The organism is Acetobacter sp. DsW_063, assembly GCF_002153745.1.
Taxonomy (GTDB): domain Bacteria; phylum Pseudomonadota; class Alphaproteobacteria; order Acetobacterales; family Acetobacteraceae; genus Acetobacter.
Window position 1 is genome coordinate 179,297 of record NZ_JOPL01000005.1, and the last position, 15,856, is coordinate 195,152.

Annotated in this window: 15 protein-coding genes; 8 read left to right on the forward strand and 7 right to left on the reverse strand. The window is 61.5% G+C overall.

Annotated features, from left to right (window positions below):
• Window positions 1-3 precede the first annotated feature (3 nt).
• The 8 genes from HK28_RS00935 to HK28_RS00970 all read left to right on the forward strand — a co-directional run bounded on the left by HK28_RS00935 (window position 4) and on the right by HK28_RS00970 (window position 7,294).
• On the forward strand, window positions 4-318 hold the full coding sequence (locus tag HK28_RS00935) for a ferredoxin family 2Fe-2S iron-sulfur cluster binding protein (protein ID WP_198945745.1): 315 nt from the start codon (window positions 4-6) through the stop codon (window positions 316-318).
• Between the two features lie 104 nt (window positions 319-422).
• Window positions 423-1,517, forward strand: coding sequence for a tRNA 2-thiouridine(34) synthase MnmA (mnmA, locus tag HK28_RS00940; protein WP_086642814.1), 1,095 nt, complete (start codon window positions 423-425; stop codon window positions 1,515-1,517).
• Between the two features lie 47 nt (window positions 1,518-1,564).
• Complete coding sequence (locus tag HK28_RS00945; protein ID WP_086642727.1) at window positions 1,565-1,894, forward strand: multidrug efflux SMR transporter; 330 nt, start codon at window positions 1,565-1,567, stop codon at window positions 1,892-1,894.
• 287 nt (window positions 1,895-2,181) lie between these two features.
• Complete coding sequence (locus HK28_RS00950; RefSeq protein WP_086642728.1) at window positions 2,182-2,964, forward strand: response regulator; 783 nt, start codon at window positions 2,182-2,184, stop codon at window positions 2,962-2,964.
• A gap of 31 nt (window positions 2,965-2,995) precedes the next feature.
• Window positions 2,996-4,330, forward strand: a complete 1,335-nt coding sequence (locus HK28_RS00955) for an ATP-binding protein (protein WP_086642815.1) — start codon at window positions 2,996-2,998, stop codon at window positions 4,328-4,330.
• Window positions 4,331-4,495: 165 nt separating this feature from the next.
• Complete coding sequence (locus tag HK28_RS00960) at window positions 4,496-5,533, forward strand: CorA family divalent cation transporter (protein WP_086642729.1); 1,038 nt, start codon at window positions 4,496-4,498, stop codon at window positions 5,531-5,533.
• Window positions 5,534-5,588: 55 nt separating this feature from the next.
• Window positions 5,589-6,446: a class I SAM-dependent methyltransferase gene (locus tag HK28_RS00965; RefSeq protein WP_233140277.1), complete on the forward strand. Its 858-nt coding sequence runs from the start codon at window positions 5,589-5,591 to the stop codon at window positions 6,444-6,446.
• Between the two features lie 239 nt (window positions 6,447-6,685).
• Entirely contained in the window at window positions 6,686-7,294 is a 609-nt protein-coding gene (locus tag HK28_RS00970) for a nucleotidyltransferase family protein (RefSeq protein WP_198945746.1), read from the forward strand.
• Between the two features lie 207 nt (window positions 7,295-7,501).
• Here HK28_RS00970 and HK28_RS00975 read toward each other — a convergent pair whose 3' ends face one another.
• The 7 genes from HK28_RS00975 to HK28_RS01005 form a co-directional block, all read right to left on the reverse strand.
• Window positions 7,502-8,068 carry a GNAT family N-acetyltransferase gene (locus HK28_RS00975; RefSeq protein ID WP_143217270.1) on the reverse strand — a complete coding sequence of 189 codons (567 nt, stop codon included), beginning with the start codon at window positions 8,066-8,068 and terminating at the stop codon, window positions 7,502-7,504.
• Window positions 8,069-8,318: 250 nt separating this feature from the next.
• Window positions 8,319-8,930 (reverse strand): hypothetical protein, encoded by a 612-nt coding sequence (locus HK28_RS00980; RefSeq protein WP_086642732.1) that lies wholly within the window; start codon window positions 8,928-8,930, stop codon window positions 8,319-8,321.
• Window positions 8,927-10,906 carry a cation-translocating P-type ATPase gene (locus HK28_RS00985; protein WP_086642733.1) on the reverse strand — a complete coding sequence of 660 codons (1,980 nt, stop codon included), beginning with the start codon at window positions 10,904-10,906 and terminating at the stop codon, window positions 8,927-8,929. The genes HK28_RS00980 and HK28_RS00985 overlap by 4 nt, the downstream gene beginning before the upstream one ends.
• Window positions 10,903-12,054 (reverse strand): SPFH domain-containing protein, encoded by a 1,152-nt coding sequence (locus tag HK28_RS00990; RefSeq protein WP_086642734.1) that lies wholly within the window; start codon window positions 12,052-12,054, stop codon window positions 10,903-10,905. The genes HK28_RS00985 and HK28_RS00990 overlap by 4 nt, the downstream gene beginning before the upstream one ends.
• Window positions 12,054-13,079, reverse strand: coding sequence for an SPFH domain-containing protein (locus tag HK28_RS00995; protein ID WP_086642735.1), 1,026 nt, complete (start codon window positions 13,077-13,079; stop codon window positions 12,054-12,056). The genes HK28_RS00990 and HK28_RS00995 overlap by 1 nt, the downstream gene beginning before the upstream one ends.
• On the reverse strand, window positions 13,076-14,944 hold the full coding sequence (locus HK28_RS01000) for an SPFH domain-containing protein (RefSeq protein WP_086642736.1): 1,869 nt from the start codon (window positions 14,942-14,944) through the stop codon (window positions 13,076-13,078). The genes HK28_RS00995 and HK28_RS01000 overlap by 4 nt, the downstream gene beginning before the upstream one ends.
• Before the next feature lie 96 nt (window positions 14,945-15,040).
• The gene (locus HK28_RS01005; RefSeq protein WP_086642737.1) at window positions 15,041-15,727 is read right to left on the reverse strand and encodes a Fe2+-dependent dioxygenase; all 687 of its coding nucleotides are present in this window, start codon (window positions 15,725-15,727) and stop codon (window positions 15,041-15,043) included.
• Between the last annotated feature and the right edge of the window lie 129 nt (window positions 15,728-15,856).

Sequence of the window (15,856 nt, forward strand, 5' to 3'; positions counted from 1 at the left end):
CGAATGCCTACTATGATTTTTCTCGAACCGGACGGCGTTGAGCGTAAGGTGGACGCGCCTCTGGGTCTTTCGGTGCTCGAGATCGCGCACAAGCACGGCATTGACCTTGAGGGCGCCTGCGAAGGCTCGCTGGCCTGCGCCACCTGCCATGTAATCGTCGACCCGTCATGGGCTCCGAAGCTGGCCGAACCGACCGAGGACGAGGAAGACATGCTCGACCTGGCGTTCGGGCTTGAGAAGACATCCCGTCTGGGGTGCCAGATCGTGATGACCGAGGCTCTGGACGGTCTTGTCGTCCGCCTGCCCGGCAAGAAGTGAGACCCTGAAGTCGTGATGTTCCGCTGCTCCTGCCCTTGGGTCGCGTTCGCCGTGGTTTCCGCCGCGGCGGTTGCGCGCGCCCACATTTCGGCGGGCTGACGGCGGTGCGCGTGCTTGTGGCCATGTCGGGCGGTGTCGACAGTTCGGTGGTAGCCGCGCGCCTCGTCGAGCAGGGGCACGACGTGATCGGCGCGACGCTTCAGCTTTACGACGTGCGCGGCGCGGCCAAGAAGGGCGCGTGTTGCGCGGGCCGGGACATTCAGGACGCGCGTGAAGTCGCGGAGCGGCTGGGTTTCCCGCATTACGTGATCGACGCGGAGCAACGGTTTCACGACAGCGTCATTTCCTCCTTCGCGAATTCCTACGCTGCGGGCGAGACGCCCGTGCCCTGCGTCTCTTGCAATCAGGGCGTGAAGTTCACGGATTTGTTGGGGCTGGCCAAGGATGTCGGCGCCGACGCCATGGCCACGGGGCATTATGTGCGTCGCGTCGAGGGCGCGAACGGACCGGAACTGCATCGTCCAATGGATGCGGAGCGTGACCAGAGCTGGTTTCTCTTCGCGACGACCCGCGACCAGCTCGATTATCTGCGCTTCCCTCTCGGGGAGATGCCGGACAAGCGGGCGGTGCGCGAGGAGGCCGAGCGCTTCGGTCTGGCCGTGGCGGAGAAACCCGACAGTCAGGATCTTTGCTTCGTCCCGAACGGCTCCTATGCCGATCTCGTCGAGACATTGCGTCCCGACATGCGCGGCGAGGGGGAGATCGTCGATCGCGCAGGCAACGTTCTGGGACGCCATGAAGGCGTGACGCGCTACACCTACGGTCAGACCAAAAGGCTGGGCCCCGCGGCGCAGCTTGAGGGCGAGCGGCAGATGGTCGTTGGCATCGAGCCCGCACGTCGTCGGATCGTGGTGGCGCCGCGCCGTGGGGCCGCCGTGACGACGTGCCTGTTGCGAGACGTGAACTGGCTGATCCCTGAGCCGGAAGATGGCGGTTCGTCTGTGCGTTGCATGGTGCAGCTTCGCGCGCGCGAGGCCCCACGCGCGGCGTCCGTGCAGCGTGACGGGACGGGCGCGCGCGTGTTCCTCAACGAACCGGCTCTGCCGACGCCGGGGCAGGCGTGCGTGTTTTACGATGGCACACGCGTGCTTGGCGGCGGCGTGATTTGCAGGGACATGGCGGCGGAGTCTGCGGCTTAAAATTGTCGCCGTTGCCGCGCTCGGTGCGGGCGCATAGCATTGCGCCCATGAGCTATTTTTTTCTCCTCATCGCGATACTGGCCGAAGTTACGGCGACGTCGTTTCTTAAGCTCTCCAATGGTTTTACGCGCCCCGGACCGACAGCGATTATGGCTGCCGGGTATGTGGTGGCCTTTTACTTTCTTTCCGTTTCCCTGCGTGAAATTCCGACCGGCGTCGCCTACGCCATATGGTCCGGTGTGGGGGTGGTGCTGATCGCCGCAATAGCCTGGGTCACGCAGGGGCAAAAACTCGACGCGCCGGCGCTCGCGGGGATCGCGCTGATTGTGGCGGGCGTTCTGGTCATGAATGTGTTTTCGAAAACTGTGGGGCATTGAGAAGGGCGTTTAGGTTTTCGTGAGTGCGAGAATGCGTGGTCTGGCTAGAGTGCGCGTTCCTGCCATATTCGAACCCTTGCGTCGCCGTGTCTTCTCCAAGGCGACGTCGCTTCCGTTCGGAAGGCTCTGCCCGTAATGCGCCTGGCCGATCCGGGTTAGAGATGAACCGGATGCGTGATGAAGTCTGATCACTGATTCGTCTGGATTGCTTCGCGTTCTCGACGGGCGCCAGCAAAGACGATACCCTGCGTCAACAGGGACATAACAAACGGAACGAACCCCCTCAGATGACCGACGTGACTGTGCGCGAGGCCGAACTGCAAGACCTTCCGGTAAGAATTCTGGTCGTTGAGGACGACCCCGGCATGCGGACCTTACTTACGCGCGCGCTTCAAGCGGACGGCTATCGCGTCCGCGCTGTTCCGGACGCACGGGCCATGTGGCAGGCGCTGGAGACGGAGACTGCGGATCTGTTGATCCTCGATGTGATGATGCCCGGCATGAATGGTCTCGACCTGTGCCGGAACCTGCGTCAGGGCGGCGTGAAGGGTGGTCTTGAAGACGAAGCCTTCACCGCGATGCCGATCATCATCGTCTCCGCGCGTGGGGAGGAGCTTGACCGTGTGCTTGGGCTGGAACTGGGTGCGGATGACTACGTCGCCAAGCCGTTTGGTCAGAAGGAGCTGCTCGCTCGCGTGCGGGCCGTGTTGCGACGTGGCCAGCAGGCTCCGGCGGTCGCCGCCGGACGGCCCCGGCGTGAGGTCATCAACTTCGCTGGCTGGTCGCTCGACCTGCGCCGCCGGGAGTTGTTCGACCCCAACGGCGCCACGGTTGAGATTTCAGGCGCCGAGCACGATCTTCTGGTGAGCTTTCTCGACAATCCGCAGCGGGTGATCGGACGCGATCGTCTGCTTGAATTGTCGCGCACGCGGCTGGGCGATGTATCGGACCGTTCCATCGACGTGCTGGTGAGCCGACTGCGCCGCAAGCTTGGCAGTGAATCGGAGAGCCTGATTCGCACCGTGCGCGGCCAAGGGTATATTTTCACCGCGCCGATAGAGCGCGTGTGACAGGTCGCGCGTGACTGCGCGTCCGGGGATCATGCCGGAAGCGCCGCCCAGAGAGCGGCGTATTCTGCTTTGGCCGAGAGGGCTGGTCGGCCGTGTCATGTTCGTGCTGCTGGCGTCGATCGGGCTGGTGTTCGTCGTCAGCTGGACCCTGTATGAACATGCTGAAATCTATATCGAGGACGACGACCGGCTGGGGCTGATTGGCGAGCGTCTGGCCACGGATTTACGTGTGCTGGAGGGAACGGGTCCGAGCATGCGCCCGGTGCTTGCGACCATGCTTTCGAACGGCGACCTTCATATAGACTGGCGACCGTCCAAGGCGTCTGATGACGACGTTCCTGAGCAGTCCCGGTTCAGTGCGCTTCATGAGCAGTTAGTCACGGCCAATCCCATGCTTGGGCGGCATGGGCTGCGGCTTCAGCCGGGACGGGGCTCCGATCCGGACGTCAATGGCATGCTCATGCTGTCGGACGGCAGCCTTGTGCATTTCACGGCTCCAGACATCCTGCGTACGCATCTGGTGACGCGGGGGCTCGTCACGGCGGCTATCGTTTCGCTGGCCGTGTTGCTGGCGGCTGCCATGCTCGTGCACACGCTCAGCCTGCCGCTGCGGGCATTGGCGACCGTAGCTGACACGGTCGGTTCAGGCGAGTGGGAGCCCCTTGCGGAGAGGGGGCCGCGTGAAGTGCGGCGACTGGCGCACGCCATCAATGCGATGCAGGAACGAATCACGCATCTTATCGATGACCGTACGGAGGCGTTGGCTGCCGTGTCGCATGACCTTCGCACGCCACTTGCGCGCCTGAAGCTGCGAGCAGGGTTTTTGTCGGATGAAGAGGCGCAGGAGGCGATTGAGGCCGACATCGTCGAGATGGAGGCGATGGTGGGCGGAGTGCTTGCCTATCTTGCCGGAGAGAAAAAGCGTGAAGAGCCACGTTCGATGGATCTTGCGGCGATGCTGAGCACCATCGCGGACGATGCGGCGGATCGTGGGGAGAATGTCGTCTATAATGGACCGGACCGGTTGCCGGTTCGACTGCCGCAATTGTCGATGAAGAGGGCGTTCACGAATCTGGTCGAAAATGCGTTGAATTACGCGGGATCAGCTACGATATCTGTGCATGAGGCCTCAGGCTGGGTCACCGTGGATGTTGAGGATGACGGGCCGGGAATTCCCGACACGGAGATAGCGCGGGTTACGACGCCATTTTATCGTGTTGAATCATCGCGTTCACGTAAAACCGGCGGTTTGGGGCTCGGTCTCGCCATCGTCAAGCGGGAAGTCGAGCGCGCAGCGGGGACGTTCTTGCTCGAAAACCGTCCGGCAGGTGGATTGCGCGCGCGCGTGTCACTGCGCGCCGGTTGATCTAAAGCTTCGCGTCCAAGGCGCATTGTCAGTGCGGAAAGGCTGTGCGAAAGGTCGGACTGCAGCCGTGCGGACGCCGCAGCGCGCCTATCCGACTGAACGTCGATGCGCCCGTGCCGGGTGATTTGTCATGTGGACGCCAACCGGAAAGAGGAGGTGGGATCGATGAGTGAAACCCGTTCGCTTTCCCTCGTCCCGACGGACGCTGGCGCCATGATGAACGAAGGCCTCGTCTGGGCAATCCTCTGCAATCCCGGTGAAAGACCTGAAAAGTTGGCGCAGGAGGAGGTTTCCCGGCGTCTTGAGGGTGCTCCACTGGAGCGGCCGGGTTGGGTCTGGCTGCATTTCGACATCGTGCACAGCATGTCGCGGGCGCAGGTGGATAATATTCCCTGCCTGCCTGAGGACGCGCGGCAGGCGCTTACCAGCACGGATCGGGGCGCCCGTCTGGAGTCTGAGGACGATCTGGTGTTCGGTGCGCTGCCCGCGTTTGATGACGCCATGTCGGACGATGAGCGCGATGTGTGCATCTGGCGGTTCGCGGCGTTGCCGGATCTGCTGATCACGACGCGTCGGCATCCCATTCCGGCGCTGGGCGTCGTGTATCGGGAGTTGCAGCGTCGGCAGGTGCCGCCGAATCCAGCGCGGCTTGTCGATCGCGCGTTGCTTGAGTTCGCGGACACGGCGCGGCGGGATCTGGCGCGCCTGGACGATCAGCTTGATCGCGCCGAGGACGTGCTGTTGCTGCTCGACCGGGACACCGATCTTGGTCGTATGAGCGGTATGCTCGGACAGGTGCGCCGTCGTTCGACCGAGCTGCGCCGCGTCATCGCGCCGGTCAACCGTATCTTTCACGATGAAGAGCTAGAACTTCCAGAGTGGGCTGAGGATGATTTGCGTGATCGGTCGCAGCGTCAAATCCACGGCGCCCTGGACGATCTTCTCGCCTTGCAGGACCGGGCGCGATCGCTTCAGGACGAGTTGACGTCCAATCAGGCGGAAGAAACCAACCGTCGCCTTTATATCGTCTCGGTCGGGACGACCTTGATGCTCCCTGCGACGTTCGTGACCGGCTTCTTCGGTATGAACACGGGGGGAATGTTCCTGAGCGGCGGGGCTTGGGACACCGTGATCGCGGGCGGTATCTGCTTCATGATCATGCTCGGCACCTGGTTGGTTCTAAAAGTAACGCGTCTGCTCTGATTTTTTCGTGCCACGATGGAACGATGACGACGAGACGCACAGAGGAGGCACCGTTATGAAAGTCCGTTCGTTCAGTGCGCTTTTCGTCAACACAATTGCGGCCTTTGCCGTGTCGACCCCGCTGGCTTACAGCGCGACCGTTACGATGAAAGGACTTTCCTCAGGCCCTGCGGCGGCGATCGAAGCTGCTGTGCATGCGCCGACGCGGAGTCCGAAATTTCTGGCACGAGACGCTGCGAGGCATCCGGCTGATGAGTTGAGCTTTTTCGGGATAAAGCCAGACTCGTCCGTTGTTGAAATATGGCCCGGTGGTGGGTACTGGACGCAGATTCTGGCCCCGCTACTGCATGATAAAGGCGCGTATTATCTGGCGATGGGCAACCCGGCGGGGGATGAGGTCGAGGCGGAGTTCGCCCTGACATCGCGCTTCAAAGCGATGCTTGGTGCCGAGCCTGGTGTTTACGATCGGGTGAAAATTACGAAACTGGGAGCGCGCGACGCGGATATGGCGCCGCCGGGCAGCGTCGATTTCGTGCTGACGTTCCGTAATCTGCATAACTGGATGGATGCGGGGGACGCTCAGGTTATTCTGGCGGCCATTCGCCGTGCGCTAAAGAACGGCGGTTCTCTTTGCGTTGAAGATCATCGAGGCTCGACCGCGACAGAACAGGATCCTCAGGCGAAAAGCGGTTACGTCCGGCAGGACTATGCGATCAGGCTGATCGAGGCGGCAGGATTCAAGCTGGTGGCCTCGTCGGAAATCGACGCCAATCCGCGTGACACCGCCAACTGGCCCAAGGGCGTGTGGACGCTACCACCGACGCTCGCTCTGGGCGACAAGGATCGCGCAAAATATGAGGCGGTAGGGGAAGCGGATAACTTTGTCCTGAAGTTTCAGAAGGTCGGCGGGTAAAGGGTCTGTACCGTTATTGTTGCGATTTGATCTGGCGTGACTGTGGCCGTAAGAATTGCGATCTGAGTAAACATCAGATCGCCTTATGCTGTGAAGGCGTAAAGAATTTACTTGAGGGGTATGTTGTTCTTTCCGCGATTTTTTGTTCATAAGGCTTATGATTTTCAATTTTTGTGCGTGGAAAAATAGCTCTCATATCGGGTTCATGCAGATCAAGCTAATTTATAGGATTTGGACTCGTGTTATATGATCGGGGTGGAGTTCATAAGGAGAGGATCTGTAGTGTTCATCTTGAGCGCCTGATTTTTATGAGTCCACCGCTACGCAAGGTGTTGGACGCGTGGTCGGTTATTGATCTAAAGAATTGCTGGTTGGTGGCAGGATGTCTTGCTCAAACGGTGTGGAACGAGAAATTTGGATTTCCTCTTGAACACGGTGTTTTAGATCTGGACCTTGTGTATTTCGATTCGACCGACATTTCCGCAGATAGTGAACAACAAAATTCTGAGCGCGTTCGCAGCGTTCTTTCTGACATTCCTCTCTGGGTCGATGTAAAGAATGAAGCGAGGGTTCACGTCTGGTATAAGGAAAAATTCGGCTATTCAATTGCGCCATATCGTTCCGTCACAGACGCGATTGACACGTTTCCGACAACGGCGACAGCAGCGGGGATTCGCCCGGGAGAGGATGACATTGAGGTTTATGCGCCATTTGGTTTGACGGATATGTTCGACGGCATTGTCCGAGCGAACAAACGGCAGATCACGGCACAGATTTATGAAGCCAAGGTGTCGCGATGGCTTTCTCATTGGCCGAATTTACAAATTGTTCCGTGGGACGAGTCCTGAACGATCCGTGTTTCGGAACGAACGGCGTAAGTTCAGCATCCAAGATATGAGCGGCGGCATATTCAGGTGCACGGCTATTTTTCTTCGTCGTGGAGAATAGTGGACGTCGCGTGCTAGTTGGTTATAGTCTACGAATTATAATTTTTTATTTTCTTCATTTATTGCTGAAAACGTTAGATGGTGACGCATGGTTGCTGTATTTTTACACTACTTAACGGCAGCATAGATGAAGCAGTCACGTGGAGAAGAACTGACATTGGGATGAACGATATAACGACGGAGGACGCCTTCACGCGTCAATCCAGCTTTTTCCATGACGCGAGCAGATCCTATGTTCTCCATGTCACAGATGCCGCTAACTCTGAAACACTCTCTCTGAGACAGCATTAATGTTACGGTCGTTTTCAAGACATCAGTCATGACGCCGCGTCCCCACCACGGTCGCGCCAATACATATCCGACTTCTACGTGGAACGGCTTGATCTGGCGTAGAGAAAGCAAGCCACGAAAGCTGGTTTCTTTGGTGTCGTATACTGAATATGTTCTTCTTAATTCAGGCGGTGTAGAAATGCAGGTGGCAACGAACTCCTTCGTCTCTGACAGACGTTTGTGTGGGGCCCAGATCGTATATCGCGACACTTCAGGATCCTGCGCGTAGCCATTAAATATGTTCTCCGCATCCTCCATGGATAAAGGGCGAAGAACATGGTCAGGAGAGTGAAAGCGGTCGGGTAGCATGGCAGCGACTATGGGCGTCGCAAAACTGTAATGCAAGAATATGCGGTCGTCGGACCCGTTTGACGCCCGGCGGCCGATATAAGGTGCGTTCGTTCCCAGATTCGGGACGATTTTCGCTACATCGGAGATCCATCTGGTTGGCCGAGCGTTATTCGGTCATCAAATTTTCTGTAATATATATCTATAATAGAGCGCAATGTTCGGTTTCAGGGTGACCGTTCGGAAGTCTTCACATCAAACGACGTATCGCTATATGCCCCTGATAAGGAGCAGACCGTAGCGCCAATCACCACGCGAGGTGGGGATCGGTCTTCTTGGTCTTGAGAATTTTGATGGCGCGGATATTGGGTTTTTTCTCCTCAGTCGGAATGGCTCCTGAGGACAGGAATGTAGGCGCGAGCGAGGTCGTTTCTGAATCGCGACGCAGTGTCACCTCTTTTCCGGTAATTGCCGTGACGGTCCAGTCGTTGATCGTTTGCCCAACGACCCGTGGCTTGCTGCGCGAGTCTGCCGGACCGTCATGAAAGATGGCGGTCCAGCGTCCGTCTCGTCCGACAATGCCGGATAATCTCAAGGCGTCACGCGACTGTGCGGCGTCACCTTTGGGCCGTCGGTCGGGTTCGAACAGAGGACGATCCAGTAAAGCAGCGGCGACGGGGCTGAGAGGTTCTTCCGGTGCGGCGGAATCCGTGGCCTCCGTTGAAGCATCATCCGCATCGGGTCCTGACGGAGGTGTCTCCGGCGAGGTTGGTCCATCCGCCGGATGGGGCGGGGCGCTGCTTGCCACTTGGCCGGGGCCGTGCGCGAGTGGAGGGCTATGATCGGGAGCTTCGGCGCGTGCGTATGCGAAGGAAAGCTGGGCCGCGAAGAGAAAGACGACAAGCCGAAGAACGTTCATCTGGTTTTCGTTTCCTTGCTCGGACCGTTTTCGTCGAAACGCAGCAGCCGGCCCGCGTTCGCCAGTCCAGCCAGCGTCGAGGCATTGTGCAGTAATGCCGCCATCACCGCTCCCTGCGCACCCAGCAAGTTGAAGGCGGCCATGCCGATCAGGATCGCGGTCCAGCCGACGCCCATGCCGACATTGGTCTGAATGGTGCGGCGGCACCGGCGGCTCAGACGGATAGCCGTTCCGAGGCGACGTAAGTTGGGCTGCATGAGCACGAGGTCGGACGAACTGAGAGCTACGTCGGTGCTTTCCGCCCCCATCGCGACGCCGACGGCGCCCGCACGTAGGGCTAAGGCGTCGTTGATGCCGTCTCCGACCACGAGCGGGCGGCGGCCCTCTTCGATTTCCTCCAGAACACATCCCATTTTTTCTGCGGGAAGCACTTCCGCTCGGATTTCGGAGACGCCGACGTCGCGCCCGACACGCTCGGCGACCGCGCGGCGATCCCCTGTCAGCAGGATTTGTCGGGTCAGCCCCATAGTGCGTAGTTCTTCCATCGCATCGGCGGCCTCATCGCGCGGCTGGTCAGACAACAGGATCCAGCCGAGGAACTGGTTGTCCATTCCCAGACACACCATCGGGCCACTGTGCTCGGGCGCGGGGCCGGGATCGACGCCCGCCGCGATAAGCAGGGCTGGACGTCCCATGCGCAGAATGGCGCCGCCGGCCAGAGTGACGCGCATGCCAAGGCCGTGCAGTTCTTCCGTGTCGTGGGGTTGTATCTGCGGCGCCTCCGGGCGACTGCGATGAAGTGCGCGGCTGACGGGATGGGCGCTCAGCGCGCCGATCGAAGCCGCTTGGTCGAGAAGTAAGACTTCGCTAACGCCGGGGGCGGGAAGCGCGCGCTCCAGTGAGAGATGACCTGTGGTCAGGGTGCCGGTCTTGTCGATGATAAGCGAGTCCACCTCCGCCAGATGTTCGAGGAAGGCGGTTCCCTTGATCAGAATTCCGTGCCGGGCGGCGACCGCGATTGAGGCGATGGATGCGGCGGGAGCAGCCAGCACCACGGCGCAGGGGCATGACGCGACAAGCACTGCGAGCATGGCTGCCGTCGATCCGGAAGCGAACCAGACGGCGGCCGCCACGGTCATAATCAACGCCATATAGGAACCGGCGTAGCGCTCCAGCAGACGCGTGAGCGGCGGCTTGGCGTCTTCTGCGACCTCCATCAGGGCGATGATCTGCCCGAGCGCAGTGTCGTCCCCGATCCGTGTGACTTCGACGGTCAATATGCCGGACAGGTTGATGGACCCGGCGAGAACATGGGCGCCTGCAGCGACCTCGACGGGCGCGGACTCGCCTGTCAGAGACGCCATGTCCAGCGATGACTGGCCGTCGAGAATGAGGCCGTCCGCCAGCAGTCTGTCGCCCGCACGCAGTTCGAGTCTGTCGCCGACGCGCAGGTCGGCGGCGGAAACGGCTTCGACGGCGCCGTCGGGGCGGATACGTAGCGTCGTTGTGTCGACCAGTCGTTCAAGCGCTCTGATCGCCTCCTGCGAGCCGAGCAGCGAGCGTTCTTCAAGGATGTGGCCTGCGATCATGATGATCGGAAGGAGGGCTGCGGTCAGCAGGTCGCCAGCCGCCCAGGAGGCCAGCATGGCGACCGCGACCAGTTGGTCGGTCAATCCATGAAGCGACGGGTGGCGCAGGCTGGCGATTGCTGCGGCGAGGATTGGTGGGGCGACCAGCACGGCGGCGGCGGCGGACGCCAGATCCGGCAGGGCGCTGTCGCCACCGACAAGAAAGCGCCATGCTACTGCGATGGCGAGAAGCCAGCATGCGACCATCGCCAGCGTTAACCGCATGCCAAGCGCCCACCGCTCTGCGCGCGTCGTCAGGGGGACGGCTGCTGCGTCTCGCGCCGCCTCCGCACGCTGTTCCAGCCCGCGAAGAGCGTTGGGCGCGGCGGAAAAGGCGCTGGCGCTCATTGGGTGTTTCCTTCGGCTTGGGGCGACGTCGGGGAAACCGAAAGGATGGTCTGGCCGGTTCCGGGGGCGACGCTGGTGATTTCTCCGACGCGGGACATGAAAACGGCGACGCGATCGCGCCACGCCTTTAGCGCAGCGGCGTCCCGCACGGGCTGCGGGGCGTCGGCTGCTGCGGTTTCGTCAGCGGAAATGGTTGCCGTCGAGGCCGAGGCTTGCCGGACCATTTCCTCGGCCGCGGCGGATGCGTCTGTCTGAAGGCGATCTCGTTCGCGATTGGCGTTCTGAATGACTCGTTCCGCGTCGGTGCGAGCCGCAGCGACGCCCTGCGCGGCGACCTGCTCCGCCGTGAGGACCTGATCAAACGCTTCTTTCGCGCGCGGCGGCAGGATCGGCACAAGGTCTATCCGCGTGACCTCGATTCCGAGATCAGCATTGGGTCCGTTCAGTGCGCGAAGGCGCGCGTTCACTTCGTCCATCAAGGCCTGCCGGAGGGCTGCGCGGCGCCGGGTGGTCGCTTCGTCGGCGCCGGTTTCGTCGCCACCCGAACGCACGACCAGAAAGTCTCCGATCGGGTGGGATGCGGCGATGTGAGTGGCGGCGGCGTAGAACGTTCGGCGTAACGCGGGCGGCACGTGTCGTTGGGCCTGCATATAGGCGACGGGCCGAACCACCTTATAGAACAATGTCGCGTCCAGCCTGACGACGTTTCCGTCGCCGGTCAGCAGATAGCTGGAGTTCGCCGCGTCACGGTTTTTTTCCATGTGCAGCCAGTCGTCGGATTCCTGAAGTTCGAGGTCGGTTTCGTCGCTGGCGTATGCTGTGTTGTCGCGGGTGACGCGCAATGAAATCTGATGATCGCTGGACGGCAGAAACGTTACTTCCTCGAATGGGCGCGGCAGAGCGATGACGAGGCCGGAGCGTCGGACGTCGACGACTTTCCCGTAAAGGACCACGACGGCGGTGCTGTCGGTCGGGACGGAGCGCACGTTTCCGGTTAGCCAGAAAAGTCCAAGAAGCGCTGTTACGGCGGCAAGCAGCAAGAAGGTGAAGCGGACGGTCTGCTCCAGCGGGCCAGAGACCGGCACGGGCGCGATGGACGTGTCTCCGTGGGCTTGATCGACGGGGAGGGGGCGGGCGGAGGCGGACATTACCGTTTTTCCGTCGCGGCCCGGATGGCGTCCTGCGGGACGACGGGGGAGGGAAGTGCGTCCAGAACGGTGCGTCCGGCGCCGGGCAGGCCGGTGAGGACGTTGAAGGGTGCGGCGTCCGTGCGCATCACGAGCCGCGTATTACGCCCAGCGATTTCGTTGATTGTGCCGAGCGTACGCAGCGCCGCGTAAAGATCGGGCGCCTTGCCGTAGCTTTCGGCGTAAATCGCGGCGGCCTGTGCGTGCGCCTTTGCTTCGGTGATAGCGGCTTCCGCTTTCGCGCGGGCGACGATAATGCGTGCGTCGCGCTCTGCGTCAGCCTTGATCGCAGCCGCCTTGCGCAGGCCTTCCGCCGTACGCGCGGCTGCTACTGTCTCCCGCTCTGCGCGCATTCTCGCAACTGTGGCGCTTAGGGTTTCGGCAGGCAGGCTCAGGCGCTCGACGCCGACCTGCTCTATACGCACGCCATAAATCGCCTCCGCCTGGGGTCGAATTACTGCGAGAAGTTTCTTTTCGAATTCGCCAGTTTTCACAGCGGAGGGGACGGTGTTGATAAGATCGCTCAACGCGAAATCGCTGGCGACGATCTGCAAGGTCGAACCCAGCAGGGAGCGGAGTTGACGAGCGGCCTCGTCCGGGTCGTTTCCCGTCGCCCTGAGAAAGTGTTTTATTTGATCAGGATCGTTCGGGATGGACCATGCGATGAACGCCTGCACGAGAACGCGTAGCCCGTCACGAGTGCCAACGTCCTGCAAGCCGCCGGATGTGGTGCGCGTCTGCATGTCCACCGTTTGCGCCATTTCCAGCGGGGCGGGCATTTTCCATGTCAGACCGGGCGATGTCTGCACGCGGACGGGGGCTCCGAAGCGGGTGACGACCACAGCTTGCCCGGATGAGACCGTAAGCGACGTTGCGGCGAGCAGCGCGCCGCCGAAAACTGCGCCTGCGAGCGCAAATCTGCCAAGCGTCGCGCCAGAGGGGGCGCTGCGGGAAGCGTCGGCGGCGTGGGATGCGTGTCCGCTCATTTCGTGTCCAAATTGTCCTGAGGGGCGGAAGGTGACGTCGCGCCAGCGCGCATGTCGAGCAGGGCGTTCTGAACTTTGGCGTCAAGGACGGTGATGTTGGCCCCGACCAGACCGCGTTTCAGGTTTGCGAGATAGCGCTCCAGAAGGAAGGCGCGTCCGCCGACACGCCACGCGGTGGCGTCTCCGTCCATGCGGGCTGCGTCCGCTTCGGCGGAGCTGCGGATCGACTGCGCCTGCGCCGTGGCCTGCGCTTCGTCGGTATAGGAATCCCGCGCGGCGAGAGCGTGCGTTTCTTCCGCGCGTGCGTTTTCCTCGGATATCGACGTTCGCGCCTTGATCTCGGCCGCTTGCACGAGACGCCACGCTTTCGCGGCGGCGGCGGGCGGCTGCACGGAGTCAACAAGAACCGCGACGACTTCCAGCCCTGAGCGATGGGAGTCCAGATCTTGCTGCAGGTTACGCGACAGGGTTTCCGCGATGTGTTCCCGTCGGGTGGCCATTACGCCATCAAGTGTCTCCGACGCGAAAAAATCGACAAGCCGACGTCGTGCCAGAGATCGTAATAAAGTTTCCGGCGAAGCTACCGTGTAGAGCGAGTCCATGGCGCCGTGATCGGAGAGACGCACGCGATACAGAACCCGCAGATTGGCGGTCATCGTCTCAAACCCGGCGCGTCCGTCGCTCTGCGTCCGGGCGACGAGGTATGACGCATCTTCGGGCGATCCATCCCAGAGGCGATTGGCGCTGTCGGGTGGCTCGCCCTCCGCAGTGGAAACGTCCGAGGCTCTGGCTGCGGCAGTCGCGTCCGACACCGCCAGAGAGTGGATGGCGCCAAATTCGACAAGACGCACCCGCCCTAGCGGCGCGGGCAGGGTGACGTGCAGGCCGGGGCGAAGCACGGCTGTGGGAACCCCGAAGCGTTCGTAGACCCCCCTCTGGTTCTGGGGGATCTGTACGACGCCGCTTCCGGCCCAGGTCAACAGCAGCATCGCCAGCGCGACCGGCGGCGCGGCACGGCGCACGAAGGCGAGAGCCCAGCTTCGTTCAAAGTCCAGCCCGAACTTCCGTCGAAGTATGTCTCCAATATGCGCCGGGGTCAGAGCGCGTGGCGCCGAGAAGGCAACGACGTCGACGCAGGAGCGGGCGGTCCGCGCTTCTGCGGGCGGAGCGAAAAGACCGGCGACGAGGCGCAGGACTATCTCGCACGATCCGAATACTACGAGACCGGCGGGAACTTTCCATAGCCACGCTGGCGGCGTTCCCCCTCCGGCAAGGTCGCCGAGCAGCAACCCTGCGAGCAGCAGCACACAGAGGCACAGACGTAGCACGCCTGGCGCGCCGGACACGGGCCGCAGCATGGCTGTCGGGCGCGTCGTCAGAAAACGCTCAGCTAGGAGAAGCACGAAGGCGAAGGCCAGTACGCCGGTGGCGAGCGGCCCTGCTGCGGGAATTGCGCCAGATGCAACAAACGCCGTGTGTGTAAACGCGCGTGAAGCGGATGCAAATGACAGCGCTAGGCAGGGTGTAAGCAGAACTGCCTGTGGCCAGAGAGGGATTTTCCGGTCGGGCGACCGGATCGCGCGGAGCAGGGGTAGCGCGGAGAAAGTTGCGCCGCAGGTCAGGACGAACGATGCAACGACTGCGCCGGACAGCGGACTGCGGAGTACAAGGTCCGCGAACGCGGTATGCGCGGCCGCAGGACGCAAGGCGGCTCCGCGCACTACGAAAGCCGCGAGAGCGCCGATAAGGGACGTCGCGCCCGTGAGAGCCAGAATGCGCGTCAGGGACCGCGTCGCCGCAGAGGAAGGCGCGGTGGGCGGAGCCGCAGTCGTGTCGGCGGTGTGGGGCGTCGAAAAATCCGCCAATGGTCGCTCGCGTGGTCCAGTGATCGAAGAAAAGACAGGCGAATTTATAGAAGTGTTACAGGGGGTGTTTGTGACAATCCCATGAAATGATAACCTTCACGCATCGCACCATTGCCGGACGAGGTTGTGATACACATTGGTCAGCGAAAGGACCGCCGGATCGTCAGGTTGCGTTCGGCTCCGCAGGTCGATGATCGATCTGTCCAGAGCGAAGAGCAGCGATCGTGACGCGGCGTCTCGCACGAGCGACTGTATCCAGAAAAACGAGGCGACTCTGTTGCCGCGCGTTACGGGTGTTACGCGGTGCAGCATGGTGGTTGGATAGACGATCATGTCTCCGGCGGGCAGGCGGATCAGTTCCGATCCGCAGTCCGTCACCAGATCAAGCTCACCGTCTTCATACTCTTCGAGATCGCTGAGGAATAGCGTCGCCGAGAGATCGGCTCGCATCATCTGTCCGTTCGCGCCGGGGATGGTCTGCACCGAATTGTCGACGTGCAGGCCGTAGGTCATACCTTCGTCATAACGATTGAACATGGGCGGGTAGATGAGGCGCGGCAGGGCGAGGCCGCGAAACAGCAGACTATCGGATAAGGCCTGAAGGAGAACGGCGCGCGCAGCCGCAGCTTTCGTGCATTCTGGCGCGAGTTGCATGTTTTTCTTGCTATGGGCGGCCTGTGGCCCGGCGGTCGAGCGTCCGTCCACCCACGAGCCGGTGGCCACAAGACGCCGACATTCGGCGACCTGATCCGGCGTCAGAATTTCCGGAATATGTACGGGCATTGTTTCTGTCCTGCCTGGACGCGCGGGTGAAGTGACGAAAACGCAGCTTCTGCCCGGGCCGACTTATTATGGTCGGTCCGGGCAGAAGCTGATGACAGCGTCGACGCTCTTTCGGAGCGGCGACGCTTT